The organism is Candidatus Nitrospira salsa (genome assembly GCF_965152625.1).
Map to the genome: position 1 here is coordinate 1272193 of NZ_CBCUCO010000004.1, position 25868 is coordinate 1298060.

Below are 25868 nucleotides of genomic sequence, written 5' to 3' on the forward strand. Positions count from 1 at the left end.
ATGAGACGTAACTGTTGTGACGACAGGGATTTTGATGGTGATAAGGAGTGGTCGTGAAGGAACCAAATGGGCGTCGTGCATCATTAGTGATTGGGACTCGTGGTAGTCGATTGGCGCTTTGGCAAGCCGAGTGGGTGAAGTCACAATTACAGAAGATCGCGCCAGATGTCTCCGTACGTCTTGAACGAATACACACGAGCGGAGATAAGATTCTTGATGTCCCGTTGGCCAAGATTGGTGGCAAGGGGCTGTTCGTCAAAGAAATAGAAGAAGCGTTACTCAAGGGCGAGATCGATCTTGCTGTTCATAGTATGAAAGATGTTCCGTCCATGTTGCCGGATCAATTAGAAATTGTCTGTGTACCAGAGCGGGAAGATCCTCGAGATGCTTGGGTGTGTCGTGATGGAACATCCTTTCAAAATTTGCGACGGGGTGCCACAATTGGGACTAGTAGCTTGCGACGGCAATCTCAGCTTCTCCACCATCGACCAGATCTTGAGATTCATATGTTGCGAGGCAATTTGGACACACGGCTCAAGAAGCTTCAGCAAGGCCAGTACGATGCGATTGTCCTCGCTGCCGCAGGTCTACGCCGATTGGGTTGGAGCCAAGAAATTTCAGAATATCTTTCAACCGACTTCTGTCTCCCCGCTATTGGGCAGGGAGCATTGGGCTTAGAGGGCCGTGTCGACGATACATTCCTCAAGGACTTGGTCGTTCAGTTGGAGGATGGTCCAAGCCGTGCGAGAGTCAATGCTGAGCGAGCATTTTTGACGAGATTGGAAGGCGGGTGCCAGGTCCCAATCGGGGGCTATGCCGTTATTAATGATAGCCATCTGTTGCTTGACGGATTGATTGCGAGTGTGGATGGAAAACAATACATTCGGGAGACGATTGTCGGCTCTTTGGGTGATGCAGAGGCGTTGGGGGTGGAATTAGCTGAACGTTTATTAGCCGCAGGTGGTCAACCGATTTTGCAGGAAATCTATGGGACAGCATGACGCACGGATCTAAAACCACGGGGAAAGTATTTATTGTCGGTGCTGGACCTGGCGATCCTGGGTTACTAACTCTGAAAGGCAAAGCCTGTTTGGAGCAGGCTGATGTAGTGTTGTTCGACTATTTGGCAAATCCGGCATTGTTGGATTTTTCGCCTCCCGAATCGGAGAAAATCTATGTGGGACGACGTGGGAGGGGGACTTATCGAAGTCAGGATGAGATAAACCAACTTTTAGTCAACAAAGGGCGTGAAGGTAAATGTGTGGTTCGGCTAAAAGGGGGGGATCCGTTTGTCTTTGGACGTGGAGGAGAAGAAGCCGAAGTTGCCGCCGAAGCTGGACTCTCGTATGAAGTCGTTCCGGGTGTGACTTCTGCTGTGGCTGTTCCTGCCTATGCTGGAATTCCTGTGACCCATCGGACGTTAGCTTCAACGGTCACCTTTGTGACTGGTCACGAAGATCCCATGAAGGCTGAAAGTGTGTTGGAATGGCCTCGACTGGCGACGGTTAATGGTACGCTTGTTTTTCTTATGGGAGTCAATAACTTACCGACGATTGTCGAGAAGCTGTTAGCTGAAGGCAAAGAACCTCAGACGCCTGTTGCACTGATTCGCTGGGGTACGTATATGCGACAGCAGAGCCTGACCGGAACGTTAGTTGATATTGTTGGAAAGGCGAAGTCCGTTAATTTGCATCCGCCAACGGTTATTGTCATCGGGGCTGTGGTTGGATTACGTGACCGACTGAATTGGTTTGAGCATCGTCCTCTCTTTGGGAAGCGGATTCTTGTGACAAGGCCCAAGCATCAATCTGCTGCGTTTTCTCGTTTGCTTGAGGGCTTCGGTGCCGAGCCTGTTGAATGTGCGACGCTAGAGATTATTCCACCTGAGAGTTGGAAGGATATGGATGAAGCCATCGAGGCATTGTCCACGTATCAATGGCTGGTATTGACCAGTGTCAATGGGGTTCGAGCATTCATGGAACGATTGAAGTTTCATCGTCGAGACATTCGCAGTCTGTCAGGGCTTCGTTTGTGTTGTATCGGTCCTCGGACGGCAGAGGAAGCCGACATGTTTGGAATTCATGCTGATTGTATTCCCGATGAGTATCAGGCTGAGGGCGTGATAGAAACAATGAAACAGGCGGGCGTTGCAGGTCAGCGAGTTTTAATTCCACGAGCTGAAGTGGCTCGGGAGATATTGCCTCAGCAATTACGGGCGATGGGGGCAACCGTCGATGTGGTGACTGCCTATCGTGCCATTCCACCTTCGGTTGAGTTTGAGCAATTGAAACAACAGTTGCAAGAACGGGCAATCCACTTTATGACGTTTGCGAGTTCCTCGACTGTACGAAATTTTTGTCAATTGTTTGAGAGTCAGGAAGAACTTAAGCAACTGGCCACGCATACGACCATTGCCTGTATTGGGCCGATTACAGCAAAAACTGTTGAAGAATGTGGATTGTCAGTTGGTCTCATAGCGAAAGAAAATACCATTCCCGCACTGGCTGAGGCTATTGTTGAGTATGTTCAACGCGACGAACCGGTTGAAGGGATGTGTTCGGTGTAGAACTCATGAGATGAAGGTGATGAATAATGTCATCTTCTGTTGTTATTTTTATTGATCTTTGCGTGAAGGGTCTTATGACTACGGAGGAGTGATCTTATGGTTCCAGTCAAATCATTTATGGTGCCAATTGAAAAATTTATCAAAGTTGATAGAGATGTCAACGTTCGTCAGGCTGCGGAAATGATGCGTGCGAATGGCGTGGGGAGTGTATTTGTCACGGCTGGAGATAAGATCATTGGAATTCTCACGGATACAGATTTAGTGAGACGTATCGTGGCTGCGGGGTTGGAGCCTTCAGAAACAGAAGTTGAGAAAGTGATGTCTGCTCCTATTTTGACAATTGACGGAGAGAAAACATTACTGGATGCCAACGATCTCATGGCTAAGGAACATATCCGTCATTTAGGCGTGACCAAAAATGAAGAATTGGTTGGTATGATTTCCGTTCGAGACTTAGTCGTTTTTTTGACCAATCTTCCAAGAAAATAAATACGGTCGTGAACAAACAATGCAGTATGACCTGGAGTTGGACGGTATTGTTCTGATCTTCACCTCTACATCATCATATTGTTGAATACGTGAGAGGGTTGTATGGGATTTCCACGGCAACGGTTGCGACGGTTGCGACAGCATCAGATTCTACGAGAAATGGTTCAGGAGACGAATCTTACACCTTCCGACTTTGTCTATCCACTATTTGTAACCTTTGGAAAAGAGCGTCAAGAACCGATTGCCTCAATGCCGGGTCAGTATCGCTGGTCGGTTGATCTGTTGGTGAAGGAGGCGGCTGAGGCGAAAGCACTTGGAATACCCTCTGTGATTCTCTTTGGAATCCCTGAACAGAAAGACGAACGTGGGACGAGTGCCTATGATAAGGATGGAGTGGTCCAACAGGCGGTTCGAGTCCTGAAGACGCAATTGCCTGATTTGTTGGTAATGACAGATGTGTGTATTGATGAATATACGTCACATGGCCATTGTGGTATCGTTCGAGATGGGCGAATCGTCAATGATGAAACCTTAGACTGTCTTCGCTTGATGGCACGGTCCCATGCTGAGGCTGGAGTCGATCTTGTTGCGCCGTCCGACATGATGGATGGCCGGATTGGTTCGATTCGCGATGAATTGGACCAACTGGGATTTCAAGACTTGCCCATCATGGCCTACTCGGCCAAATATGCCTCGAGTCTCTATGCTCCCTTCCGTGATGCGGCCTTATCAAGTCCGTCATTTGGTGATCGACGGTCGTATCAAATGGATCCGGCGAATGCCCGCGAAGCCATTCGTGAGGTTCAGTTAGATATTGATGAAGGCGCTGATATTGTGATGGTGAAGCCCGCATCCTTTTATCTTGATATCGTTCGAGTGCTTCGTGAGGCAGTCACGGTTCCACTGGCTGCGTATCAAGTGAGTGGAGAATACAGCATGATCAAGGCCGGAGCCCAACTTGGGTGGATTGATGAACAGAATGTGATAATGGAGTCGCTCTTGTCCATCAAGCGAGCTGGTGCAGACATGATTTTGACCTACTTTGCCAAAGATGCTGCTCGACTACTCAATCAACATAGGTTGTTATGAGGGTTATTCGAGACCTTCGATCCTTTCCCCACGTACCTCATCCTGTCTTAACGATAGGGAATTTTGATGGGCAGCATGTTGGCCATCAGGCCTTAATTTCTGAGGTGGTCGAGATTGCGAGGCGTCACAACGGTTCGCCGATGGTTCTCACGTTTGATCCGCATCCTGCCAAGGTCCTTTCGCCTGGTATTACTCTGCAATACCTGACCTCTCAAGATGAGAAGTTTGATTTTTTTGAAAAGCTTGGCATTACAGAACTTGTGATCTTGGAATTTACTCAGCAGTTGGCCAGTTTGACCCCTCAAGCGTTCACGTGCAATGTCTTGCGTGATGGATTAGGCGTTCGCGAGGTGTTAGTTGGTGAAAACTTCGTATTTGGAGCAGGGCGCAGTGGTAATGTTCAAGATTTAAGCAACCTAGGCTCAGATTCTGGTTTTCACGTGCATCCAGTTCCTCCTGTGATGGTCAAAGGGGAAATCGTGAGTTCGACGCGAACCCGGAAACTGCTTCAGGCTGGGAAGGTGATGGAGGCGGCAGCCTGTCTTGGGCGTCCGTATTGTCTCTCCGAGCAAGTGATTCATGGCGAGCATCGAGGAGAACAATTGGGTTGGCCGACTGGAAATCTTCGTATTCCGTCTGATCGTGTTGTTCCAGCCGATGGTATTTATGCCACCATGTCGTATGTCCAAGGTGAGTGGATGCCTTCAATTTCGTACATTGGTCGTCGGCCGACTTTTACCGAAGGCGAGCGATTACTTGAGGTTCACCTGTTTGATCAACGTCGTTCATTGTATGGTCAACGCATTCACGTCAGTTTCATTGACTATATTCGAGGGGATCAGGAATTTCTCAACAGTGATGAACTCGTTCGTCAAATGGAACGTGATGGCATTCAAGCCCGCCGTCTTTTAGAGGAATGGAATAAAGATTGTTCTCAATCTACTCGTTTAACAGCCTTTCATTCGACTTCGTGTCTCTAAAGTCTCCAGGATACTCATGACCTTCATCCCCCATGTAGAAAAGTTCATGAACATGAAGCAGATGCTTGAGAGGGACGATCATGTCCTTATTTCAGTATCTGGTGGTCCAGACTCGGTCGCTCTGCTTTCATTGCTGCATACGCTGAGAGAAAAATGGAATTTAACGTTAAGTGTTGTGCATTTCGACCATGGATTGCGTGGGCGAGAATCTGAGGAAGATGCGAGATTTGTTGCTTGCTTGTGCCAGGGACTTGAAATCCCCTGTTTCGTCGAGAAGTTACATGTGCAGATGGCTGCTGTTCAGACATTGGGCCGTGGCCTCCAGGATTATGCTCGAAATATGCGGTATCAGCACTTATCTCGTATTGTAGTGGAAACCGGTGCGACAAAGATCGCGACGGGGCATACTCTTGATGACCAAGCTGAAACGGTGGTCATGCGGATGGTTCGTGGAGCAGGCGCAGCGGGGCTTTGTGGGATTCCAGCCATTCGAGAATCACATATCATCCGACCGTTGCTCAAGACACGTCGAGAGACGCTATTGGCCTATTTGAAGGAACAAGGGTTGCCCTATCGTGTTGACTCAAGCAATCAAAAATTCATGTATTTGCGGAATCGAATCCGTCACGAGATCATGCCTCTGCTGAAACAGTACAATCCGAATGTGACGCAAACCCTGGCTCGTCAAGCTGAAATTGTCTGTGAAGAGGAAGTCTATCTGAATCAATTAGCTTTGGCTGCACTGGCTAATATTCAAAAACGTCAAACGAGCAATACTCTGAGCGTATGTCGGACCGGTTGCTGTAACTTACCGTTAGCCATGCGGCGACGCGTCATTAGACTTGTCATTCAGTCTGTCACGGAGATGTCTGTGGTTCCGGGGTTTGATGCCGTTGATACGATTTTACGACATATCAGCAAAAGTCGGTCTGGTTCTGCGGTGATTGCTCATGGAGTGTCGATCATTCGAGAGTATGAAACTATTCATTTCTCTTTGATTCAGAGAGATCTTGCTTCAACCGGCGATGATCATGGTTTTAGCCAAGTACTCTCAATTCCCGCTCGAGTCCTGTGGCCACTGACTGGGCAAACACTTGAGGTTTCTCAAGAAACCGGTATCCAACCAGATAGAAAGAATGAATTGTCTCCTCATATGGCAAGGTTTGATGCAGATACGTTTGATCACTCATTAACCCTAAGGAGTTGGCAGGAGGGAGATCGATTTTATCCTCTTGGCATGAGTGGAAAAAGAAAAAAACTCCAAGATTTTTTTTCGGATATCAAATTACCACGCTCTCAGCGCTCTATGGTTCCGTTGCTGGTGGCACCTGAAGGTATTGTCTGGGTTGGCGGATATCGAATGGACCATCGTTTTCGTGTGACTGAGACCACTCAACGTGTTCTTGTCGCACAATTGAGTCAGGAGTTGAAGTCTGTATGACACAACTCTTTGGTAAGCCCTTAGTGACGCAAGAGGCCATGCGCACGAGAATTAAAGAACTTGGCCGGGATATTACGCTTCATTATGAGCACAAGGACCTTGTCCTGGTTGGTATCTTAAAGGGAGCGTTTATGTTCTATGCCGATTTGGCCCGTGCGATACGATTGCCCATCACTGTTGATTTTATGATCGTGAAAAGTCAGCAGTATCAAGGGAAAACATCTGGGAAGGTCAAAGTTCTCACAGATTTGACCGAGGAGATAAGAGGGCGAGACGTGTTGTTGGTGGAAGATATCATCGATTCCGGACTGACTGTTCAATATTTAACCAAACTATTCGCCAAACGAAAACCAAAGAGTCTTCAGATTTGTGCCTTGTTGAGTAAGCCCGCGCGACGGCAAATTGATGTGAACGTTCATTATGTCGGCTTTGAAATTCCTAATCATTATGTTGTTGGGTATGGGTTGGATCATCAGCAACAATACCGCAATCTTCCATATTTAGCCGTCCTTGACCCCAAGAGCGTCGAATCGCCGTAGAATCCAGTTCTTAGTTGTCAGTATCTCAATTTGCATGATAGAATCTAACAGCTTTCCTCTGTTATTTGAGGTAAGTCAATCAATTGGTAGGAGGTTCAGGAGGTTTTAGCATGAATTCACGGGTGAAGAATTTACTATTTTGGGTTGTTGTCTGCTTGTTTATGATCTTGCTCTTCAACCTCTTTACCGTTCCCACCAATCCGCCAGAAGAAAACATTATTTTTAGTGACTTTATGGCACATTTGGATCGGAATGAAATAGAAAAGGTGATCATTAAGCATAACAATATTAGTGCCATTTTAAAGGATGGGACGAGAGTACGAACCTATTCTGTTGAATATCCGGATTTGGTGAAGGTTCTTAGAGAGCGGTCAGTTCAGATTGAAGCGAAGCCGCCGGATGAAAATCCTTGGTACATTACATTCTTGGTCACGTGGGGACCGTTCATCTTGTTCTTAGGGCTGTGGTTTTTTCTCATGCGTCAAATGCAAATTGGGGGAAATCGAGCCTTGTCCTTTGGCAAAAGTCGGGCTCGCTTACTGACTGAAGACAAAAAGAAAGTGACATTTGCTGATGTGGCGGGGGTTGATGAAGCAAAACAAGATGTGGTTGAAATTATTGAGTTTTTGAAGGATCCACAAAAATTTCAAAAGTTGGGTGGTCGGATACCGAAAGGCGTGTTGGTCGTTGGACCGCCAGGCACCGGAAAAACCTTATTAGCCAAGGCCATTGCCGGAGAGGCTGGAGTGCCTTTCTTTAGCATTAGTGGATCTGACTTTGTCGAAATGTTCGTGGGCGTGGGGGCTTCGCGGGTTCGAGACCTTTTTGAACAAGGGAAAAAGCATGCCCCCTGCATAATTTTTATTGATGAAATCGATGCTGTAGGCCGCCTGCGAGGGGCTGGCTTAGGTGGCGGTCATGATGAACGGGAGCAAACCCTCAATCAGCTCTTAGTTGAAATGGACGGTTTTGATACCACAGAAGGCGTCATTCTCATTGCCGCGACTAACAGACCTGATGTGCTTGATCCTGCCTTGCTTCGACCTGGTCGTTTTGATCGACAGGTTATTGTGAACCGGCCTGATGTCCGAGGTCGGATAGAGATTCTAAAAGTCCACACCAAAAAAGTTCCAGTCAATGAAGATGTCGATCTTGAGCAAATTGCAAGAGGGACCCCAGGTTTTTCTGGAGCAGACCTTGAAAACCTTGTCAATGAGGCTGCGTTATGGGCGGCTCGGCTTGATAAAAAGTCCGTTGAATTAGTGGACTTTGAAAACGCCAAGGATAAGGTCATGATGGGGGCTGAGCGAAAGAGCATGGTCTTGAGTGACGAGGAGAAACGGACCACCGCCTATCATGAAGCTGGCCATGCTCTGATGGCCAAGTTACTGCCAGGGACAGATCCTGTTCATAAGGTCACGATTATTCCCAGAGGTCGTGCTCTTGGCATGACGATGCAGTTACCTATTGACGATCGCCATAGCTATTCAAAAGACTTTCTGTACAATACCCTTGCAATTCTCTTTGGTGGTCGAGTCGCTGAAGAGCTCATTTTTAAGAACGTCACGACGGGAGCTGGAAATGATATTGAGCGGGCCACTGAGCTTGCTCGAAAGATGGTCTGTGAGTGGGGTATGAGTGACACACTTGGCCCATTGACCTTTGGCAAAAAAGATGAAGAAATCTTTCTTGGTCGCGAAATTAACACACGACGAGATTTCAGTGATCAAGTCGCGCTAGAAATTGATCGAGAAGTCAAACGACTGATTCTCGAATCCTATGAGCGGACAAAACAAATGCTGACCGAAAATATTCATACGCTTAGAGCTCTGGCTGAAGCGTTGTTAGAGAAAGAAGTCCTTGATGCTATGGAAGTAGAGGAAATTGTTCAGCAAGCATCCTCCATACAACCTGCCGCTGTGTAACGAATCCTGGTCAGACTCACACATTCACCTTTCTGTTAATGGTGATGTTCCTTAAGTGTCTGACCAGGATGTTCGAACCTGACACAACATCCCATATCCGATTCCCTAATATTTGACGAACTACATTTCATAGTTTTTCTATCGGATAACGTTTCCTACTCAGAATAAATAGCGCGAGGTCTTTTCATTTCCCTATAGCCGCTTCCAATAACATCCGATGTCTGAGGCGTATCATTACGCTGTGGCAGTCTTAATAATTAGCTGGAAATTAATTAGATTCGCTATAGTCATTTATCTGCCCATGCTGACGAACGAACACGGCACAAAAATTTTCAAGGCCTGTCACTATCATTTCGAATTTGAGTCACGTGTCCTGATCATGGGAGTCTTAAATGTAACCCCTGATTCGTTCTCAGATGGGGGAACGTACCTCGATCCCATGAAAGCCGTCGATCGTGTGGCGTTGATGATCGAAGAGGGGGCCGACATGATTGACATTGGGGGAGAGTCGACAAGGCCAGGGGCTCACATGGTTGATGAACAAGAAGAAATACGACGTTTGAAGCCAGTGCTGCAGGCTGTAGGACATCGCAGTTCGGTCCCGCTTTCGATAGATACTCAAAAGTCTTCTGTCGCAAAAATGGCTCTTGATTTAGGGGCGGTTATCATCAATGATGTGAGTGCGTTGCGTCATGATCTGAAGATGGCCAAGGTGGTGAAAGAGGCACGAGCCGGACTGGTGCTTATGCACATGCAGGGTACCCCAGAGACCATGCAAAAATGTCCTGAATATCGAGACGTCGTAGGAGAGGTCAAAGACTTTTTAGCCAAGCGTCTTGCCGTTGCCGTGAAGGCTGGTATCGCGGAGGAATCTATTTTGTTGGATCCAGGTATCGGGTTTGGGAAAACCGTTGACCATAATTTGATATTACTCAGTCAATGTGCTCATTTATTAGCCTTAGGTCGGCCAATTTTGGTAGGGCTGTCAAATAAGGGTTTTATTGGTAAGATCATAGGTAAGCCAATTGGTGAGCGAATGATTGGTTCGGTCGCGGCCGTCGCGATTGCCATTTTCCAAGGTGCCAATATTATTCGAGTTCATGAAGTTGGGGTCATGCGCGAAGCGATGAAAATTGCTAAAGCGCTCAGAGAATCCAACACCTGGAGCCAGGGGTCTCGACAGGAGTACATATGAAAAAATTATTTGGTACTGATGGCGTTCGTGGCGTAGCGAATCTTGAACCGATGACTAGTGAAACGGCCATGAAACTTGGGCGAGCTGTAGCGCATGTATTTAAGCGAAGGGAAGGCCGTCACCAAATCGTTATTGGAAAAGATACCAGACTCTCTGGGTATATGTTGGAATCAGCACTCGTGTCAGGAATTTGTTCTCTGGGGGTGGATGTACAATTAGTTGGACCTTTGCCAACGCCTGCCATTGCATTTCTCACTCGGAGCCTTAGGGCGGATGCTGGGGTTATGATTTCCGCATCACACAATCCGTATCAAGACAATGGCATTAAGTTTTTTTCGAACGATGGCTTCAAATTGCCTGATGAAATGGAACTCCGTATTGAAGAGCTCATTCTTTCAAATGAAATTGAGCATATCCGGCCAACGGCAGGAGAAATTGGGAAGGCGTTTCGTATTGATGATGCAGAAGGACGGTACATTGAATTTGTGAAACGATCTCTCCCACGAGATATGGATTTTCAAGGATTGCGTGTAGTTCTCGATTGTGCGAATGGAGCGGGGTATCATGTGTTCCCGAAAGTCGTGCAAGAATTGGGAGCGAAAGTTTGGGTGATTTGCGCTCACCCAGATGGAATAAATATTAATCACGAGTGTGGGGCGGTCCATCCGGAGCAACTTCAGGAAGCTGTCCGTACTCATCAGGCGGATATTGGGATTGCTCTTGATGGAGATGCTGATCGCTGTGTGTTTGTGAGTGAGGGGGGGCATGTGGTGAATGGTGACCATGCTTTGGCTGCGTTTGCCCTTGACCTCAAGGAACGGGGAAGGTTAAAGCATAATACCGTTGTTGGGACCGTGATGAGTAACTTTGGCTTTGAATTGGCCATGACGCAGTCTGGCATCAAGGTAGAACGAACTCCGGTGGGTGACCGCTATATCTTGGAACGTATGGTGAAGGAAGACTTTAGTCTTGGTGGAGAACAGTCAGGTCATATGATTTTTCTCAATTATCATTCAAGCGGAGATGGGATGATTTCAGGGTTGCAAATGCTCAAGCTTATGAAGCGATCGGGAAAGCCATTGTCTGAACTCACCCAATGCATGACGTCGTTCCCTCAGGTGTTGCTTGGAGTCAAAGTACCTCATAAACCTGCCTTGCAGTCTTTGCCGAAATTACAACACGCAATCTCGGTGAATCAGGAGCGGTTAAATGGCACAGGACGTATCTTAGTCCGATATTCAGGAACAGAGCCACTGATTCGCGTCATGGTCGAAGGACAAAGTGATTCGATTATCCAAGAAATTGCTGAAGATTTAGTGAGTGTTGTCAAGTCGTGTATTACCTGAGTGTGTGCTCCTTGATGTTGTGATCCTTCCTCTTATCGTTGCGTTCCTCCTTGGCCTTCTTCTCGGCTCATATCTGCTCTATCTTCCATTGTTCACCTTTTCTTCGCTCGTGGCTCTAGGTCTTGTATTGGTCTGGCTAGAGCGGCTTGGCAGAATGACGATCCGCAAAAGCGGATTGGTGTTTGCTTGTACCGTTACAGGAATGGTCTGGTGGGTTGTGATGGCTTCTGCTCATGGTAACGCAGATTTACTTCAGTGGGTTGATGTTGGATCGCTGGAAATTGTGGGGGAAGTCGCTGATCCGGTTAGGCGAACTCCAGATCGTCTTGTCATGATGATTGATGTGAATCAGATCGGTCAGGGCAATGATCTTCGGGCTACCACTGGACTCCTTCGCCTTACATGGCGAGAGCCTGATCATTCGATTCATCAAGGCGATCACATTGAAGTTGTGACTCGATTGCGCAAACCCTATGGAACGCGCAATCCAGGAGGGTTTCACTTTGGTGAGTATCTTCAACGAAAGGGCGTACATGCCGTTGCCACGGTTTCTGGTTCAGGTCATGTGCGTGTTCGTCAGGTGACGGATGCAGGGATTTTCTCATTGTTTTGGCAACGGATTGATCAGTGGCGGGAAGAAGTTCATCATGCGGCGGTTCGGACATTACCTGAACCTACTCTCGGCTTATTTCTGGGTATGATTATTGGAGAACAAAGCTTCATTACCCCTGAAGTTCGAGACGTGTTTATGGCTACGGGGACCGTACACATCATTTCAATTTCTGGCTCTCACCTTGGCTTGATTGCCTTTCTCATCTTCTTTTTTGTGAAAGAAGCCGTATTACGTTTACCCATGCACTGGCTTGAGTGGCTTTCCTTGCGTCTCACCGTAACACGTCTGGCTGTGCTCATGACGATTCCTGTCGTCTCCTTTTACACGCTGCTGGCCGGAGCTGAGATTGCGACCGTTCGATCGTGGGTGATGATTCTGTTATTTCTTTTGGCCGTGTGGACGGGACGTGAGAAACATCTCTTAACTGCATTGGGGATTGCCGCGATTTTGGCTCTTTTAGCAAATCCGGAGGTGATATATGACACCTCGTTTCAACTTTCTTATTCCGCGGTGTTGGCGATAGCCTTAGTCATTCAGATGAATCGACGTCAGGCTGACATTGATCAAGAAGTTGGTGAGCAATCGAGTGGACTGGTGGAGCGCCTATGGCAACGGACCAAGCAAGCATGGTGGATGACGTTCGCCGTGACCCTTGCGACGTTGCCGTTGGTCGCGTATTACTTTAATCAAATAGCCTGGCTTGGATTAATCAGCAACCTGGTGGTGGTTCCGTTTGTTGGGTTTTTGGTCATTCCTCTCGGTTTAGTATCGGTTGTGTGGGTCTTGATGACAGGATCAAAAACGCTTCCGCTTGGGTTTCTTCATCAAGCGATTGCAGATTCTTTAGTGAAGATTGTGAGTATATTCGCTCATATCCCTGGTGCGGAGTGGTATGTCGCGTCGCCGAGTATATTGATGATCCTTCTGTTTTATGGTCTGCTCATCTCTATTGTCCTCAGTACGCACATGACAACATTACAGGTGAGTTGCGGAGTTAGTGTGTTTGCGATTCTCTGCTGGTGGGCATGGTCCCCACGCGTGAATATTGACCAAAATACGATGCGGGTCACCTTCTTAGATGTCGGGCAAGGCGATGCGACCGTGATCGAACTTCCAGATGAAATAACCATTCTAATTGATGGAGGGCCGGCGTATACACGCCTGAATATGGGACAAGCAGTCATTGGGCCGTATTTGTGGGATCAAGGGATTCGACGGATTGATCATGTGATTGCGACGCATCCGCAATGGGATCATGTTGGGGGATTACCTTGGGTTCTCAAGTCCTTTGACGTAGGGCAGTATTGGAGTAATGGGATTGCACGTGAGCAAGCATTCTATCAACGACTCCAAGAAAGGATTCAGGAAGTTGGTCTGAAGGAGCAAATCGTGAAAGAGAACGGTCAGGAGATTACACGCGCTGGTCCGTGTACGTTCAAAGCCATCAGTCCATTACTGAAGGCTGGAGATACTCCTGAAGCCCAGGTCTCTTCTGCCAGTGGGTCAGCGCTCAATAATTATTCGATTATCACACGGCTCGATTGTGGACAACATTCTGTTTTATTGACGGCTGATGCTGAAAAGGGAGCGCTCTCGAAACTCAATCACTTGCCAGATGTTCGCACAGCCCGTGTGGTAAAGGTGCCGCATCATGGAGCCAAAAGTTCGTTATACCGAGAGTGGATTGATCGGCTAGATGCAGAGGTCGCCGTTGTGTCTGCCGGAAGACACAATCGATATGGTCACCCCTATCCAGCAGTCGTCAATGCGTATTCGGAAAAGGGAATACCATTCTATCGAACGGATCAAGATGGGGCTGTGTGGATTACCGCTAATCTGGATTCCTCGGAATTGACTGTTCACACCGCAGAGGAGCGGAGGTTGCAGCCTATCCAAATTGACGGACATATTTTAGAAAACGAATGGAAGAACTGGCAGCGGCTATGGCGCATGTGGGCGAGAATCCTGTAATAGGTTGATTGTCATTCTCGAGCAAAGAAGTTGAGTTTCAGGGCGAATCAACTCTCTTATTCTGTCGTATCTAATTCGACAACGTCTCAAAGATCTTTCGAGGGTCAGGTGCCGGTTCCCATCTCATGATGGTCATAGAATCTTCGACATACTGGGGTTTTCGCATGCCAGTAAGCACGCTGGTGACACCCTGAGTGCTGGCAGGAATCCACAGGGCTTTGCGAGAAAAGTGTTCGCTGCGTTGGGCTTCTGGGAGGAGTGAGTCGATGATTCCTTTCAATTCGTGAATCTTTTTCGCACTCTTTTCGGCTGCTTCCATTCTCAGTACACGTAACAACGTCAGAAATTCTGGAACATACCGTCGACGCCATTCGTCCCAAGCCGCTTCTTTTTCTCCCGTCAATTGACGGGTCAGGACTTGGAAGACTTGATTGGCATGCGGAGCGATCATTTGATGTTCGATTTGGTCCCAATGTTCCAGGTTTTGTAGATCAGGCCGAAGTCGTGCGAGTTCATCAGCCCATTGGAAAAACTCATGAGCGGAGATGCCTTTGTTTGAATGAGGAACGAGTGGAGCGATCTCTTTCACGTATTCTTCTTCCAAGGCACGGACTTTTGGTCGTTGCTCGTCAAATGTCGTCCCTGGTGGTTCGGCTTGTGGATCTGCCAGGCGAATCATCCCCCCGTGTTTGGCTGGTATGGCATTGAGTGGCCGATTGATGAATACGGTCATGTTGTGTTCTTGGGCAACTTCCAACACTGTGTGTTTGCCATCTGCTCCGGTATTGGGTGTGAGCAGAGCGCCGGATTCAAAGAGATTCATTGGCAATTGCAGAACTTGAAAATGATGATTGGACTGTCCAAGCGCTTTCGCTGCTGCTTGAGCGGCTTCAAGCATGTGTGAAAGAGACGTGGATTCAGGATCGTCAGCTTGAGCGGTACACGTATTCGATGATACCCCGTAGTATTGCAGCTTCCCTGTCATCACTTGTTTTTCCAGGTAAATAAAAGCCTCTTGAAGACGTTGGTAAAACGTTATTCGTAAGTCTTTTAAGGCTGAGACATCAACGGACAGCTTTCGATTTTTGACATCTGAGAGGAAGTATTCCGGATTGTGCAGCAGACACACATCCAGCGTGGCTAAGCCTAAGCGATCGAGAGAGAGAGTCAGTTGCTCTTCAAGAAATTCAGGATGTAGGCAGTGCCAAATCCCTTCACCGTATTTCACCATGTCCGGAAATGGGTGGCCGGCTTTCTCCCTGGCTTCGGCACGTTTCAGATTCTGGCCTTGCACGTACCCAATTTTTGAAACGACGATGACTTCTTCACGCGTCAGCTCGTTCATGTTGATTAATCCGCCAAGCACGCTTCCCACTAACCGTTCGCTGCCTCCATCGGCATAATTGGTTGATGTGTCGATGAGGTTGCAGCCTTCACGTAGGGCTTTGGTTAAGGCCTGACGATGTTCATCAACGGCGATATCTATACGATATCCTCCAAACCCGATCCGGGAGGTGGTCAGTCCAGTTGATCCCATGGTGGTGTAGGCTTGGCCGATAGGGCGGGTTGCAGAAGGACTGGCCAGGATTCTGGCTACATAGGTGGCTGTTCCACCGGGAGTTGCATGACCGGAAAGCCCACGAGACTTGAGCGTGTGCAGTGTCTCAGCATCGTCATTTTTTACTGGTGTGAGTTGTTGATTGATGGCCGAAGCAACAGATTGAGGGGAGGTGATCGGAGCTTCACAGGCAAAGTTGCGGCAGAGATACAGCGCCGCTTTCCCATCAACCAGGGTTTTCCCCCTGAGCAGTGGATGTGTGGTCTCGGCGTCTTCGTCATTCTGATGGGCGATGATTCGATTGGGAATGAAGTGCTGATGAACTTCTGTGCGCAGCTCTTCATACTGTGATTCTCCAACTTGACCGACCAGTGCCAGTTCAATTGGGCCATTGAGTAAGAGGTCAACGGCCATCAAGCTTTTGGCGTACCCACGAGGAATTTGGGAAATTTGGTGGCCATAGGCGCGAATGGCGTTGGTGGCGGCCTCCCGAAAATCATCACGATTGAAATGGAATGACAGTCGAGCCAGTACCGACGAAGCTACGGCATTCCCGCTAGGTGTCGCCCCATCTGGCCCTTCCCGACTTCGTAGAATGAGCGATTCGTGGTCGGTGGCGGTGGTGAAAAATCCTCCGTGCTCGCGATCTGAAAAATCTTCCAGAATCCGTTCAGCCAGAGACACGGCTTCGTGAAGGTATCGTTCTGATGCTCCAGCCTCATACAAGTCAATAAGAGCTTCAGCGAGGTACGCATAGTCTTCTAGGCAAGCTTGAAGATGAGCTTTCCCTTCTCGATACGTTCGAAGTAATCGATTACCGGGCTGGGCAAGGGTGGTCAATAAGAAATCTGCCGCTCTCTGGGCTGCGTCAAGATACCGCTGGTTTCCGAGTACCCGTGCCGCTTCGGCCATCGTCCCGATCATCATGCCATTCCATGCCGTGATGACTTTGTCATCTAAGCTGGGCGGGACGCGCTGTAGGCGAGCTTGGTAAACGAGGGGGCGAACTCGTTCAATTGTTGCCCACAGTTCTTCCGAGGAACAGCCGACGTCTTCGGCGACCTGTTCTAATGTTTTCGGAGTATTGGGAATGCTGTGATGTTCCCAATTTCCTTCGTCGGTAATATCGTAGTATGCACAAAACCGTTTGGCCTCTTCTTGGTCAGTAACAATGGTTCGAATCTGTTGCGGTGTCCAGACAAAGAATTTTCCCTCAACCCCTTCGGAGTCAGCATCGGTGGCTGAGTAGAAGCCTCCCTCTGCCGAGGTCATTTCACGTATGACGTAATCGAGCGTTTCTGTGGCGATGTGCCGATAGTGTTCATCCTGAGTAACTTGATACGCTTCAACATAGGTTCGGGCTAACAGTGCGTTGTCGTACAGCATTTTCTCAAAATGCGGGACGAGCCATCGCTCGTCAGTTGAATAGCGAGCGAAGCCTCCTCCGATGTGGTCGTAGATTCCTCCGGCTGCCATGGCATCCAAGGTTTTTCGAACGATGCGGAGCGTGGGGTCATCTTTTGTCTGATGATACTGGCGGAGCAGAAACGAGAGTCCTGTTGCCGGGGGAAATTTTGGAGCCTGCCCAAACCCGCCGTGTGTGGGGTCAAAGTCTTGAGTATATTGTTCAACAGCCGTCTGAATTTCTGATAGACCAATGGCCATGGGAGAGGTCACTTTAATAGATTCACGGAGTCGACTGGTAAACTGCGTGGCTTGTTTGACAATGCTTTCACGATCTTTTTCCCAAGCAGCCGCAATGTTTTGGAGTACGGTCGAAAAGCCAGGGCGACCCCATTTGTCGGTTGGCGGGAAATAGGTTCCCGCAAAGATTGGCTCTTGATCAGGGGTCAAAAAGACGGTCATCGGCCATCCCCCATGTCCCTGATTCATGGCCACGGTGGCTTGCATATAGATTTCATCGATGTCAGGTCGTTCCTCGCGATCGACCTTGATATTGATAAAGTGGTCATTCATGAGTTTAGCGATGTCATGGTTTTCAAACGACTCATGCTCCATGACATGACACCAATGGCATGCTGAATAGCCAACGGAGAGAAGAATTGGTTTGTTTTCTTGCTTGGATCGAGTCAAGGCCTCTGGATTCCATGGGTGCCAGTCGACAGGGTTATACGCATGTTGGAGTAGATAGGGGCTGGTTTCGTGGATTAACTGATTGGCCTTGCGTTCTGACGTTGGATTACTCATGTGGAATGACTTTCTTCTGTAAAAAGTACGATAGACAAGACATGATGCTCAATAGGCGGTGAGAAATAACGGCTTGCGTTGTGTTTGCTTCCCCTTCATGTAGCGGAGAGGGAGCGTCGCCGACAGCATAAGGTGATTATTTTTTCTCTCCTAAACTTCGTTCATACAAGAGGACTTTCCATCCATCTGTTTCAGAAATGAATCCCTTGGGTTGGACGACAGGGAGCATGCCAGTTCCTGGAACTTTCCCAGACTGCCCCATGCTTCCATTCTTTAGCACCCACATGAGTTCGCCCACAGTGCGATACTTCTTGAACTTGGGATTGGTGAAATTTCTTGGTTGGATGGGGAGATTATTTGCGGCTCCGCCATCACCTTTTCCTTCTGCGCCATGGCAACTAATGCAGCCTCCACGGCCAAGGAAGATTTGTTTCCCTTCGTCGAGAATCTTTTGAGTGGCCTCAAAGGGTGATTTCATCTTTTTGGCTGCGGCGAGTTCAGGTTTTGGCACACGCTTCACGCGAATATCAAATTCCCCTCCGGCTTGACCGTATCCAGTTGGATTGACGGCTAAGACTAAATCAGTGCTGATCAATGAAGTTGTAACACATAGTCCAAAGAGTAGTAAGACCGTCTTCATGAAGCCCTCCTTTTAGCACATGTGTGGAAAAGTCACGGTAATATCACTTAGGAATGTCTCTGCTGTTTTATGACGCGGCAGAATACCATGTGATGTGATCGTGGGCAATTGAAGGCTTGACATACTGGAAGATTTTTTGTCCTGAAGCAGAATGCCGTAAATTGAATGTGTTAAGATGCTGAACAAATCTGAATCTCAGCTGTCAAAGCTTGGGGACTGTGAACACGGTATGGCCTTAAATGAGAGAAATCGTCAAAAGTTTGTAGCGGGCATGAATCGACGGATAGCCGAACTTCGTGTAAAAACTGAGGAAAGTTTGGATTTTGCGATCGACACGATGTTTCAGGAACGAGTGGAGGCGTATCTTCGGTTAGAAGAAGGGTTGGCCGAAGTCGATCGAATGTTAAACGTCGTGGAGGAAGATATTGATGAAACTCGTGAACTCCATGCGGCTGAACGCTTGGAGTCGCGTTTGGAGTTTATCGAAGACCGGTTTGATGAATTTGATAGTGAAATTCGACAGCGACCCCGTCGACGTCGCAAGAAAATCAATCTCTTTAATTTCTTTAAAGCGGCAGGAGGGGGGGGAGGGGATCCAACGGCTGCAAAGGGCGAGATTAACTCTGCCGGAGAAGCGTACTCGGCCTTAGGCTTAGAATTTGGGAGCCCTATGTCAGCCGTAACACGAGCTTTTCGTCAGCAGATCAAGAAAATCCATCCTGATGTGCGCAAGGGCGATCGCAGCTCTGAACCTGAGCTGCGTAAGATTATTGAGGCGTACCAGTTTTTAAAAGACGACCATGCCGCTTTTCCATCAGAGCCTTCGACGTCGGGCGGGTAGTCTTCTTAAAGGAGCGTATTCACCGTTTCTGGTGGTCTTGCGAGTATGACCGTTTTGCCTTTTTCCACGAGAGGCCGTTGAATAAGGTCAGGGTGTTGAATCATCAGGTCGATAATCTCGTCGTTGTTCATGTTGGCAATTTTGGACTTATGGGTTCTGTAGACGTCTTCTTTCGTTCTCAGGATGTCAGCGGCTTTGATTCCTCCCTTTTTTAACAGTTCTTTCAGCCTCGTTTTGGAAAACGGCTTTTCATAATAATTGATGGCTTCATAGGGTTTGCCGCTTGCGTCGGCAAGTTTGATGACTTGACGACACGTTGAACAGGTGGGTTTTTGGTAAATGATCACTTTTTCCATTATTTCTCCTTACTAAGGGGTTAAACTCTCACCACTTTATGAGCCGGTATCAATCTTGACCTCTTTTCAAAGACCGTGCTACAAGCAAAACTTAGGCATGACGTGTTTTCGTTCTTTATTATCAACTTCATACATTGGCGTAATTTATGACGACTGCGGAAACAGTTTCAGATAGTGAGTTTGGCCGTACGTCTGAAACTCAGCGTACATTAAAAGACTTACGCGTTAAACGTAAAGGGCAGCCGGTCTATGTTTTGGGGCATGATGAGCAGTTCAAGGGGCAAGAAGGGGTCTTCGAATCCTTTAATGTCCGATTGGCGGTCGTCAAGTTTGCTAATGGGAAGTCTGTAGGATTTGATCCATTGGATCTTCTGCTTCCCTGTGAGATCCATGAAAATGGTGAAGCGTACTTTGAAATTCGTTATTGCGAACAATGCGACCAGGTATTTCCTCTTACTGCCAAGGAATTCTGGGCTGAACAGGAACCCACAACTTGTCCGGAATGCGCGCTGTAATCGTGGTCTATTAATCAATAATGGTCGTCATCCTGTAATTCCGAATTTATGATAAACGGCCCTTTCGTTGTTGTCAGGTCGTGGCTGTCTCTTCGCTAGAAGTTAGTCGTAACCATTTCTGGATTTCCCTCCAAAGCTTAGCAAGAGTCCACGGTCTTTCTCCTTACCATCCCGCTCATTTCTCCTTTGGTCATTCTTCAATCCTTGTTAAAGGCACTGTGCTAAGGTTTCTTCGTTTAATCTGTAATATGGGGGTAATCGAATATGCCGATGTCTATCTCCAGTAAAAATAAATCAATTAAGAAACAACGTGTTAAAAGGAATGAGTCTTCTTCACTTGAGCGAAAGGCGAGCTTAACTTATGCGAAGTCTACGCTTACCAGGGTTGAGCGAGATTCCTTGGGTGAGATCATGGTGCCAGCTCAAGTCTATTATGGTGCGCAAACTGCTCGAGCGATGCAAAACTTTCCTATCAGTGGACTTCGGTTTTCTCGATCATTTATTCGTGCGCTCGGGCTCATTAAGCAGGCGTCTGCCAAAATTAATCATTCGTTAGGACTGCTCGACCGCAAGCTAGCATCTACAATACGAGACGCAGCGGAAGAAGTCATTCAAGGGAAATGGGACTCCGAATTTCCGGTTGACATCTTCCAGACAGGGTCGGGGACTTCAACGAACATGAATATCAACGAAGTGCTTGCGAGTCGAGCGTCAGAGTTGTTGGGTGGCACACGTGAAAGTCACCTGGTTCATCCTCATGATCATGTCAATCTCGGGCAATCGAGTAATGATGTGATCCCTTCAGCTATTCATATTGCGGCCATAGAACAGATTCATCGAGAATTGCTTCCTGCACTCATTCGTCTCCAGCGTTCACTTCTGAACAAAACTCGTCAATTTGACAAGATAGTCAAAATAGGTCGCACTCATCTACAGGATGCGACCCCTATTCGATTAGGTCAGGAGTTTGGGGGATATGCGAGGCAGATTGAGTTGGGTATTACACGTGCCAAGCGGGCTCAAGAGGTATTGACTGAATTGGCGTTGGGGGGGACGGCCGTAGGGACTGGGCTCAATACACATCCCGTTTTTGCTAAACGTGTGATTCGGGAAGTTTCCAAAACAATTCGATGTCCGCTACGAGAGACCGTCAATCATTTTGAAGCGCAGTCGGCTCAAGATTCATTACTGGAGGCCAGCGGGTGTTTGCGGACGATTGCAGTGAGTCTCCTGAAAGTGGCGAACGATGTTCGGTGGATGGGATCTGGTCCACGATGCGGACTCGGTGAAATTACATTGCCAGAAACTCAACCTGGATCGAGTATGATGCCTGGGAAGGTCAACCCGGTGATTGCGGAATCGGTCGCGATGGTTGCGGTACAGGTTATGGGCAATGATGCCACGATTGCCATTGCTGGGCAAACCGGAAATTTTGAACTCAATGCGATGCTGCCGGTTATGGCTTATAACCTTTTACAGTCAATTGAACTTTTGAGTACTGCAGCGAAAAACTTTTCGGTGCGTTGTATTGAGGGGATTGTTGCCAATAAAAAGACGTGTGAACGACACATTGAGGATAGTCTTGCAATGTGTACGGCATTAGCGCCGATGATTGGGTATGAAGCTGCAGCAGCCATTGCGAAAGAGTCGTACCGAACGGGTAAAACTGTACGTGAGATTGCGCGTCAACGACAAGTCTTGTCCGACAAGCAACTACAAAAGTCATTGGATTCATTGAGTATGACGGGACCGTCGACGTTAGTGAAGTAGGCGGGGAGGTAGGTATTGAGGCGAAGGCGTGAATATAGGGGAGGTCAATGCGTCACCCATCCCCCCATTTGAGCTTGTTTCGAAGGACATCGTAATAGCTTCCTCCGGGAAACCGTATAAGGTGTGCTTGGTGTTTGGAGGTACAAATTTGGATGGTGTCATCAACTGTTAGTTCAAACCCAATTTGGCCATCCAGAGTGGCCATGGCATTTTCTTGGCTGGTCAGGGTCACAGAGATAGAAGCGTGACTTGGAACAATAAAGGGACGATGGGAGAGCGTATGAGGGCAGATTGGATTTAGCGTGAACACATCAAGCGAAGGATCAAGGATTGGACCATTGGCTGAGAGCGAATAGCCTGTCGAGCCAGTCGGTGTGGCGATGATGAGTCCATCGCCTCGTAAATTGGTCATAAAGGATCCGTTGATGCAGACTTTGATCGCGATCATTCTCGCGAGATGGCCTTTATTCACTACAACATCATTTAACGCTGGGCCTTCGCCTATCACGTGTTGTCCGCGATGGATCTTTGCCCGAAGCATGACCCGTTTTTCAATAAGGAAGTCGTCTGCAAAGATTTTGGTCAGGGCGTCATAAATATGATCGACAGTCGTTTCCGTTAGAAACCCTAATCCGCCCATGTTGACGCCGAGAATGGGCACAGCACGCTTTTCGACTAAGCGAGCGGCATGGAGCATCGTGCCATCGCCTCCCAATACGATTAAGAGGTCGGCTTCATTGGCGATTTGAGTTCGTTGAGCGTTTCGTGTGTTGGTCCGAAGTTCTATTGTGGTGGGTGTATCAAGTATGACATTTTTGTCGTGAGTTTTGAGCCATTCAACAATATCTTTTAAGACCGGTTGGATATTGTCCGATTGGGGTTTCGTGAGGATTCCGATTGTCTTCACAGATTTTCCTGACATATAGATGGTTTGATAGTCGGTGTGCTATCGACGGTGATGGTAGTAATTTGTGTTGAGAGAAGGCAAGCGGAATGGAACGAAGAAAAATAGCCTATAACGATGCTCAGGCACAATTTCATGTTGGCTGAATGTCTTCATCCAATTATCTAAGACGAAAGATTACACCGAAGTCCCAGGCTTTTCACACAAATACTCCAAATGCTATAAAATCTGATTTGTCAAGAGTTCTATCTCATGTTCGTGTTTATGACTTGTTGGTTATGCACTTTCGTCTTGACAGTTTTACTATTCCATGGATAGACTTACTTTATAAACAGTTATGAGAAGTGGTTTGTAGTTTAACCGGGCTCTTCCAGCACATCTATTATGTTTGTGGATGTGAGAGAAGGGAGGAAAAATGTTCGAACGATTCACGGACCGAGGTCGAAAAATTATCATTCTAGCTCGAGAAGAAGCCGAGCGTCATCAGAATGATTATTTAGGAACAGAACATTTAGTCTTGGCGATTCTTCGTGAATCTGATGGCATTGCCTTGATGATCATTAAGAAGATGGGACTATCACCTGAGCAAATTCGATTAGAGATCGAACGGAATTTGCCTGGGGGTGGGACGACGGTTACATTTGGTGAAATTCCGTTTAGTCCACGCGTAAAAAAAGTCATTGAATACGGAGTCGAAGAAGCCAGACTTCTTGGACATAATCACATTGGAAGTGAACATCTTCTGCTGGGACTACTTCGTGAGGAAGAAGGCATCGGTGGAAAAGTGCTTCGGAGTCTGGGCGCTAATCTGTTGACTGCGCGCCAGCTCACCGTCACATTTCTACGCAAGTCTGGGTCTCGAGAGCGAGATAAGAAAAGCAGTACTCCGGCTCTCGATGAGTTTGGTCGAGATCTGACGCAATTGGCTCAAGAAGCATCATTAGATCCAGTCATCGGACGTCAGGATGAGATCGAGCGAGTGCTCCAAATCCTGAGCCGGCGAACTAAAAATAATCCTGCATTGATCGGAGAATCAGGCGTTGGGAAAACAGCGATCGTTGAGGGATTAGCTCAGCGGATTGTCTCCATGGACGTTCCTGACAATTTGTTGAATCGTCGGGTAATTGCGTTAGACTTAGGTTCTCTGGTTGCGGGAACAAAATATCGCGGCCAATTTGAAGAGCGACTCAAAGTCGTGATGAAGGAAATTGCCCAAGCTGGTAATATTATTTTGTTTATCGATGAGTTGCACACCTTGGTTGGTGCAGGAGCTGCAGAAGGCTCTATTGATGCGGCCAATATGCTCAAGCCTGCTCTTTCTCGAGGTGAAATTCAATGTATTGGCGCCACAACATTGGATGAATATCGAAAGCATATTGAAAAGGATGGGGCGCTGAAGCGGCGTTTCCAGCCCATCTATGTCCAACCACCATCTGTGGAAGAAACGATTAGTATTATTCAAGGACTTCGTGATCGATATGAAGAACATCATGGGGTCGAAATCACTGATGAAGCGGTGACCGAGGCTGTAAAGCTGACGGATCGCTATATCACAGATCGATTCTTACCTGACAAGGCTATTGACCTGATTGATGAAACGGGATCACGAGCCAAACTGCAATCGTATGTCTTGCCTCCTGAATTGAAATCATTGGAACAAGAGCTCAAACGTGTTGCTCGAGAAAAGGAAGTTGCCATCGGTGTCCAAAACTTTGAAGATGCCGTGAAGTTCAGAGAAGAGGAAGAACGGCTTAGGAAGTTGCTTGAAGATGCCAAACGTGATTGGAAAAAGAATCAAGAGCAAAATAAACCTGTGATAACGGGTGATGATGTTGGATTTGTTGTATCCAAAATTACGGGTATTCCTCTCTTTAAGCTGGAAGAAGAAGAGTCTGAGAAACTCTTGCATATGGAAGAGTTTCTTCATAAACGTATCGTGGGACAAGAGGAAGCTATCTCAGCGATTTCTCGGGCCATTCGGCGTTCTCGAGCTGGCCTGAAAGAGGCGAAGAAGCCTATTGGGTCTTTCATCTTCCTCGGGCCTACAGGTGTTGGGAAAACGGAATTGGCAAGAGCTCTATCCGAATTTTTATTTAACACCGAAGACTCCTTAGTTCGTATTGATATGTCAGAATATCAAGAAAAGTTTACAAGCTCCCGCCTTTTCGGGGCTCCTCCAGGTTATGTAGGTTATGAAGAAGGTGGACAGCTGACAGAAAAAGTTCGGCGACGTCCCTATTCAGTTGTTCTGTTTGATGAAATTGAAAAAGCTCACCCAGATATCTTTAATGTGCTGCTCCAAGTATTGGACGATGGAGTCTTAACAGACAGTTTAGGGCGAAAAGTTGATTTTAAAAATACTATATTGGTGATGACTTCTAATCTTGGGACGAAATTGATTCAAAAAGGTGTATCCCTCGGATTTCAAAAAGAGGAAGAGTCGGCGCAAACAAGTCGGCTTCAAGGGGAAGTCATGAGTGAATTGAAACGAAACTTCAGCCCTGAGTTTTTAAATCGTATCGATGATTTTGTCGTATTCCATCAATTGGACAAGAGTCATCTTGTGACAATTGTCGATATTCTCATTAAGGAACTGAACGTCCGTTTGGCCGAGCGAGGCATTGAATTGGATGTCAGTGACGAGGTTAAGCAGTGGCTCATTAAGGAAGGGTATGATCCGCAGTATGGTGCAAGGCCGATGAGGCGTACTATACAAAAACGGTTAGGAGACCCTCTTTCTGAAGAACTGATCAGAGGAAAATTTAAAGACGCTCGAAAGATTAAGGTTGTCTTAAACGAGCAAGAGCCTGCTTTTGTGGAAGAAGAGGCAATGGCCGGCGTATAAAAGTTAAGTAGAACACACTGACTGAGTTTAAAGACATAGACGACCCTCAGGATCCTTGGTCCTGAGGGTCGTTGTGT

The 25868-nt window shown here is 47.4% G+C and carries 19 protein-coding genes; 15 read left to right on the top strand and 4 right to left on the bottom strand.

Annotated elements, in window-relative coordinates:
- Positions 1-53 precede the first annotated feature (53 nt).
- The 11 genes from hemC to ACWQXP_RS20095 all read left to right on the top strand — a co-directional run bounded on the left by hemC (position 54) and on the right by ACWQXP_RS20095 (position 14154).
- A complete protein-coding gene (hemC, locus tag ACWQXP_RS20045; protein WP_454064611.1) occupies positions 54-1001 on the top strand; it encodes a hydroxymethylbilane synthase in 948 nt (315 codons plus the stop codon).
- Entirely contained in the window at positions 998-2566 is a 1569-nt protein-coding gene (gene cobA / locus ACWQXP_RS20050) for a uroporphyrinogen-III C-methyltransferase (protein WP_454064612.1), read from the top strand. The genes hemC and cobA overlap by 4 nt, the downstream gene beginning before the upstream one ends.
- 96 nt (positions 2567-2662) lie before the next feature.
- Positions 2663-3055, top strand: a complete 393-nt coding sequence (locus ACWQXP_RS20055; protein ID WP_454064613.1) for a CBS domain-containing protein — start codon at positions 2663-2665, stop codon at positions 3053-3055.
- A gap of 102 nt (positions 3056-3157) precedes the next feature.
- Positions 3158-4144 carry a porphobilinogen synthase gene (gene hemB, locus ACWQXP_RS20060; protein ID WP_454064614.1) on the top strand — a complete coding sequence of 329 codons (987 nt, stop codon included), beginning with the start codon at positions 3158-3160 and terminating at the stop codon, positions 4142-4144.
- Positions 4141-5124 carry a bifunctional riboflavin kinase/FAD synthetase gene (locus ACWQXP_RS20065; RefSeq protein ID WP_454064615.1) on the top strand — a complete coding sequence of 328 codons (984 nt, stop codon included), beginning with the start codon at positions 4141-4143 and terminating at the stop codon, positions 5122-5124. The genes hemB and ACWQXP_RS20065 overlap by 4 nt, the downstream gene beginning before the upstream one ends.
- 16 nt (positions 5125-5140) lie before the next feature.
- On the top strand, positions 5141-6565 hold the full coding sequence (gene tilS / locus ACWQXP_RS20070) for a tRNA lysidine(34) synthetase TilS (protein ID WP_454064616.1): 1425 nt from the start codon (positions 5141-5143) through the stop codon (positions 6563-6565).
- The gene (gene hpt / locus ACWQXP_RS20075; protein WP_454064617.1) at positions 6562-7104 is read left to right on the top strand and encodes a hypoxanthine phosphoribosyltransferase; all 543 of its coding nucleotides are present in this window, start codon (positions 6562-6564) and stop codon (positions 7102-7104) included. Before tilS ends, hpt begins: the two co-directional genes overlap by 4 nt.
- Positions 7105-7214: 110 nt before the next feature.
- A complete protein-coding gene (gene ftsH / locus ACWQXP_RS20080) occupies positions 7215-9029 on the top strand; it encodes an ATP-dependent zinc metalloprotease FtsH (RefSeq protein ID WP_454064618.1) in 1815 nt (604 codons plus the stop codon).
- Positions 9030-9270: 241 nt separating this feature from the next.
- Positions 9271-10224: a dihydropteroate synthase gene (gene folP / locus ACWQXP_RS20085; protein ID WP_454064619.1), complete on the top strand. Its 954-nt coding sequence runs from the start codon at positions 9271-9273 to the stop codon at positions 10222-10224.
- A complete protein-coding gene (gene glmM, locus ACWQXP_RS20090; RefSeq protein ID WP_454064620.1) occupies positions 10221-11570 on the top strand; it encodes a phosphoglucosamine mutase in 1350 nt (449 codons plus the stop codon). Before folP ends, glmM begins: the two co-directional genes overlap by 4 nt.
- Positions 11545-14154, top strand: a complete 2610-nt coding sequence (locus ACWQXP_RS20095; RefSeq protein ID WP_454064621.1) for a DNA internalization-related competence protein ComEC/Rec2 — start codon at positions 11545-11547, stop codon at positions 14152-14154. Before glmM ends, ACWQXP_RS20095 begins: the two co-directional genes overlap by 26 nt.
- Before the next feature lie 70 nt (positions 14155-14224).
- Here ACWQXP_RS20095 and ACWQXP_RS20100 read toward each other — a convergent pair whose 3' ends face one another.
- Both ACWQXP_RS20100 and ACWQXP_RS20105 read right to left on the bottom strand, forming a co-directional pair.
- Positions 14225-17920 carry an aldo/keto reductase gene (locus tag ACWQXP_RS20100; protein ID WP_454064622.1) on the bottom strand — a complete coding sequence of 1232 codons (3696 nt, stop codon included), beginning with the start codon at positions 17918-17920 and terminating at the stop codon, positions 14225-14227.
- 136 nt (positions 17921-18056) lie between these two features.
- Positions 18057-18560, bottom strand: a complete 504-nt coding sequence (locus ACWQXP_RS20105; RefSeq protein WP_454064623.1) for a c-type cytochrome — start codon at positions 18558-18560, stop codon at positions 18057-18059.
- Between the two features lie 175 nt (positions 18561-18735).
- Here ACWQXP_RS20105 and ACWQXP_RS20110 point away from each other — a divergent pair, with 175 nt between their 5' ends.
- A complete protein-coding gene (locus tag ACWQXP_RS20110; RefSeq protein ID WP_454064624.1) occupies positions 18736-19401 on the top strand; it encodes a J domain-containing protein in 666 nt (221 codons plus the stop codon).
- A gap of 5 nt (positions 19402-19406) precedes the next feature.
- On the opposite strand, the gene ACWQXP_RS20115 is transcribed toward ACWQXP_RS20110, so the two are convergent.
- Positions 19407-19757 (bottom strand): ArsC/Spx/MgsR family protein, encoded by a 351-nt coding sequence (locus tag ACWQXP_RS20115; RefSeq protein WP_454064625.1) that lies wholly within the window; start codon positions 19755-19757, stop codon positions 19407-19409.
- Positions 19758-19903: 146 nt separating this feature from the next.
- Here ACWQXP_RS20115 and ACWQXP_RS20120 point away from each other — a divergent pair, with 146 nt between their 5' ends.
- Together ACWQXP_RS20120 and ACWQXP_RS20125 are read left to right on the top strand one after the other, a co-directional pair.
- Positions 19904-20272 (top strand): hypothetical protein, encoded by a 369-nt coding sequence (locus ACWQXP_RS20120; RefSeq protein WP_454064626.1) that lies wholly within the window; start codon positions 19904-19906, stop codon positions 20270-20272.
- Positions 20273-20536: 264 nt separating this feature from the next.
- Entirely contained in the window at positions 20537-22042 is a 1506-nt protein-coding gene (locus ACWQXP_RS20125; protein WP_454064627.1) for a class II fumarate hydratase, read from the top strand.
- A 52-nt stretch (positions 22043-22094) separates the two neighbouring features.
- Here the strand turns inward: ACWQXP_RS20125 and ACWQXP_RS20130 are convergent, their stop codons facing one another.
- Entirely contained in the window at positions 22095-22949 is an 855-nt protein-coding gene (locus ACWQXP_RS20130) for an NAD(+)/NADH kinase (RefSeq protein WP_454064628.1), read from the bottom strand.
- Between the two features lie 412 nt (positions 22950-23361).
- Here ACWQXP_RS20130 and ACWQXP_RS20135 point away from each other — a divergent pair, with 412 nt between their 5' ends.
- On the top strand, positions 23362-25791 hold the full coding sequence (locus tag ACWQXP_RS20135; RefSeq protein WP_454064629.1) for an ATP-dependent Clp protease ATP-binding subunit: 2430 nt from the start codon (positions 23362-23364) through the stop codon (positions 25789-25791).
- Positions 25792-25868 lie beyond the last annotated feature (77 nt).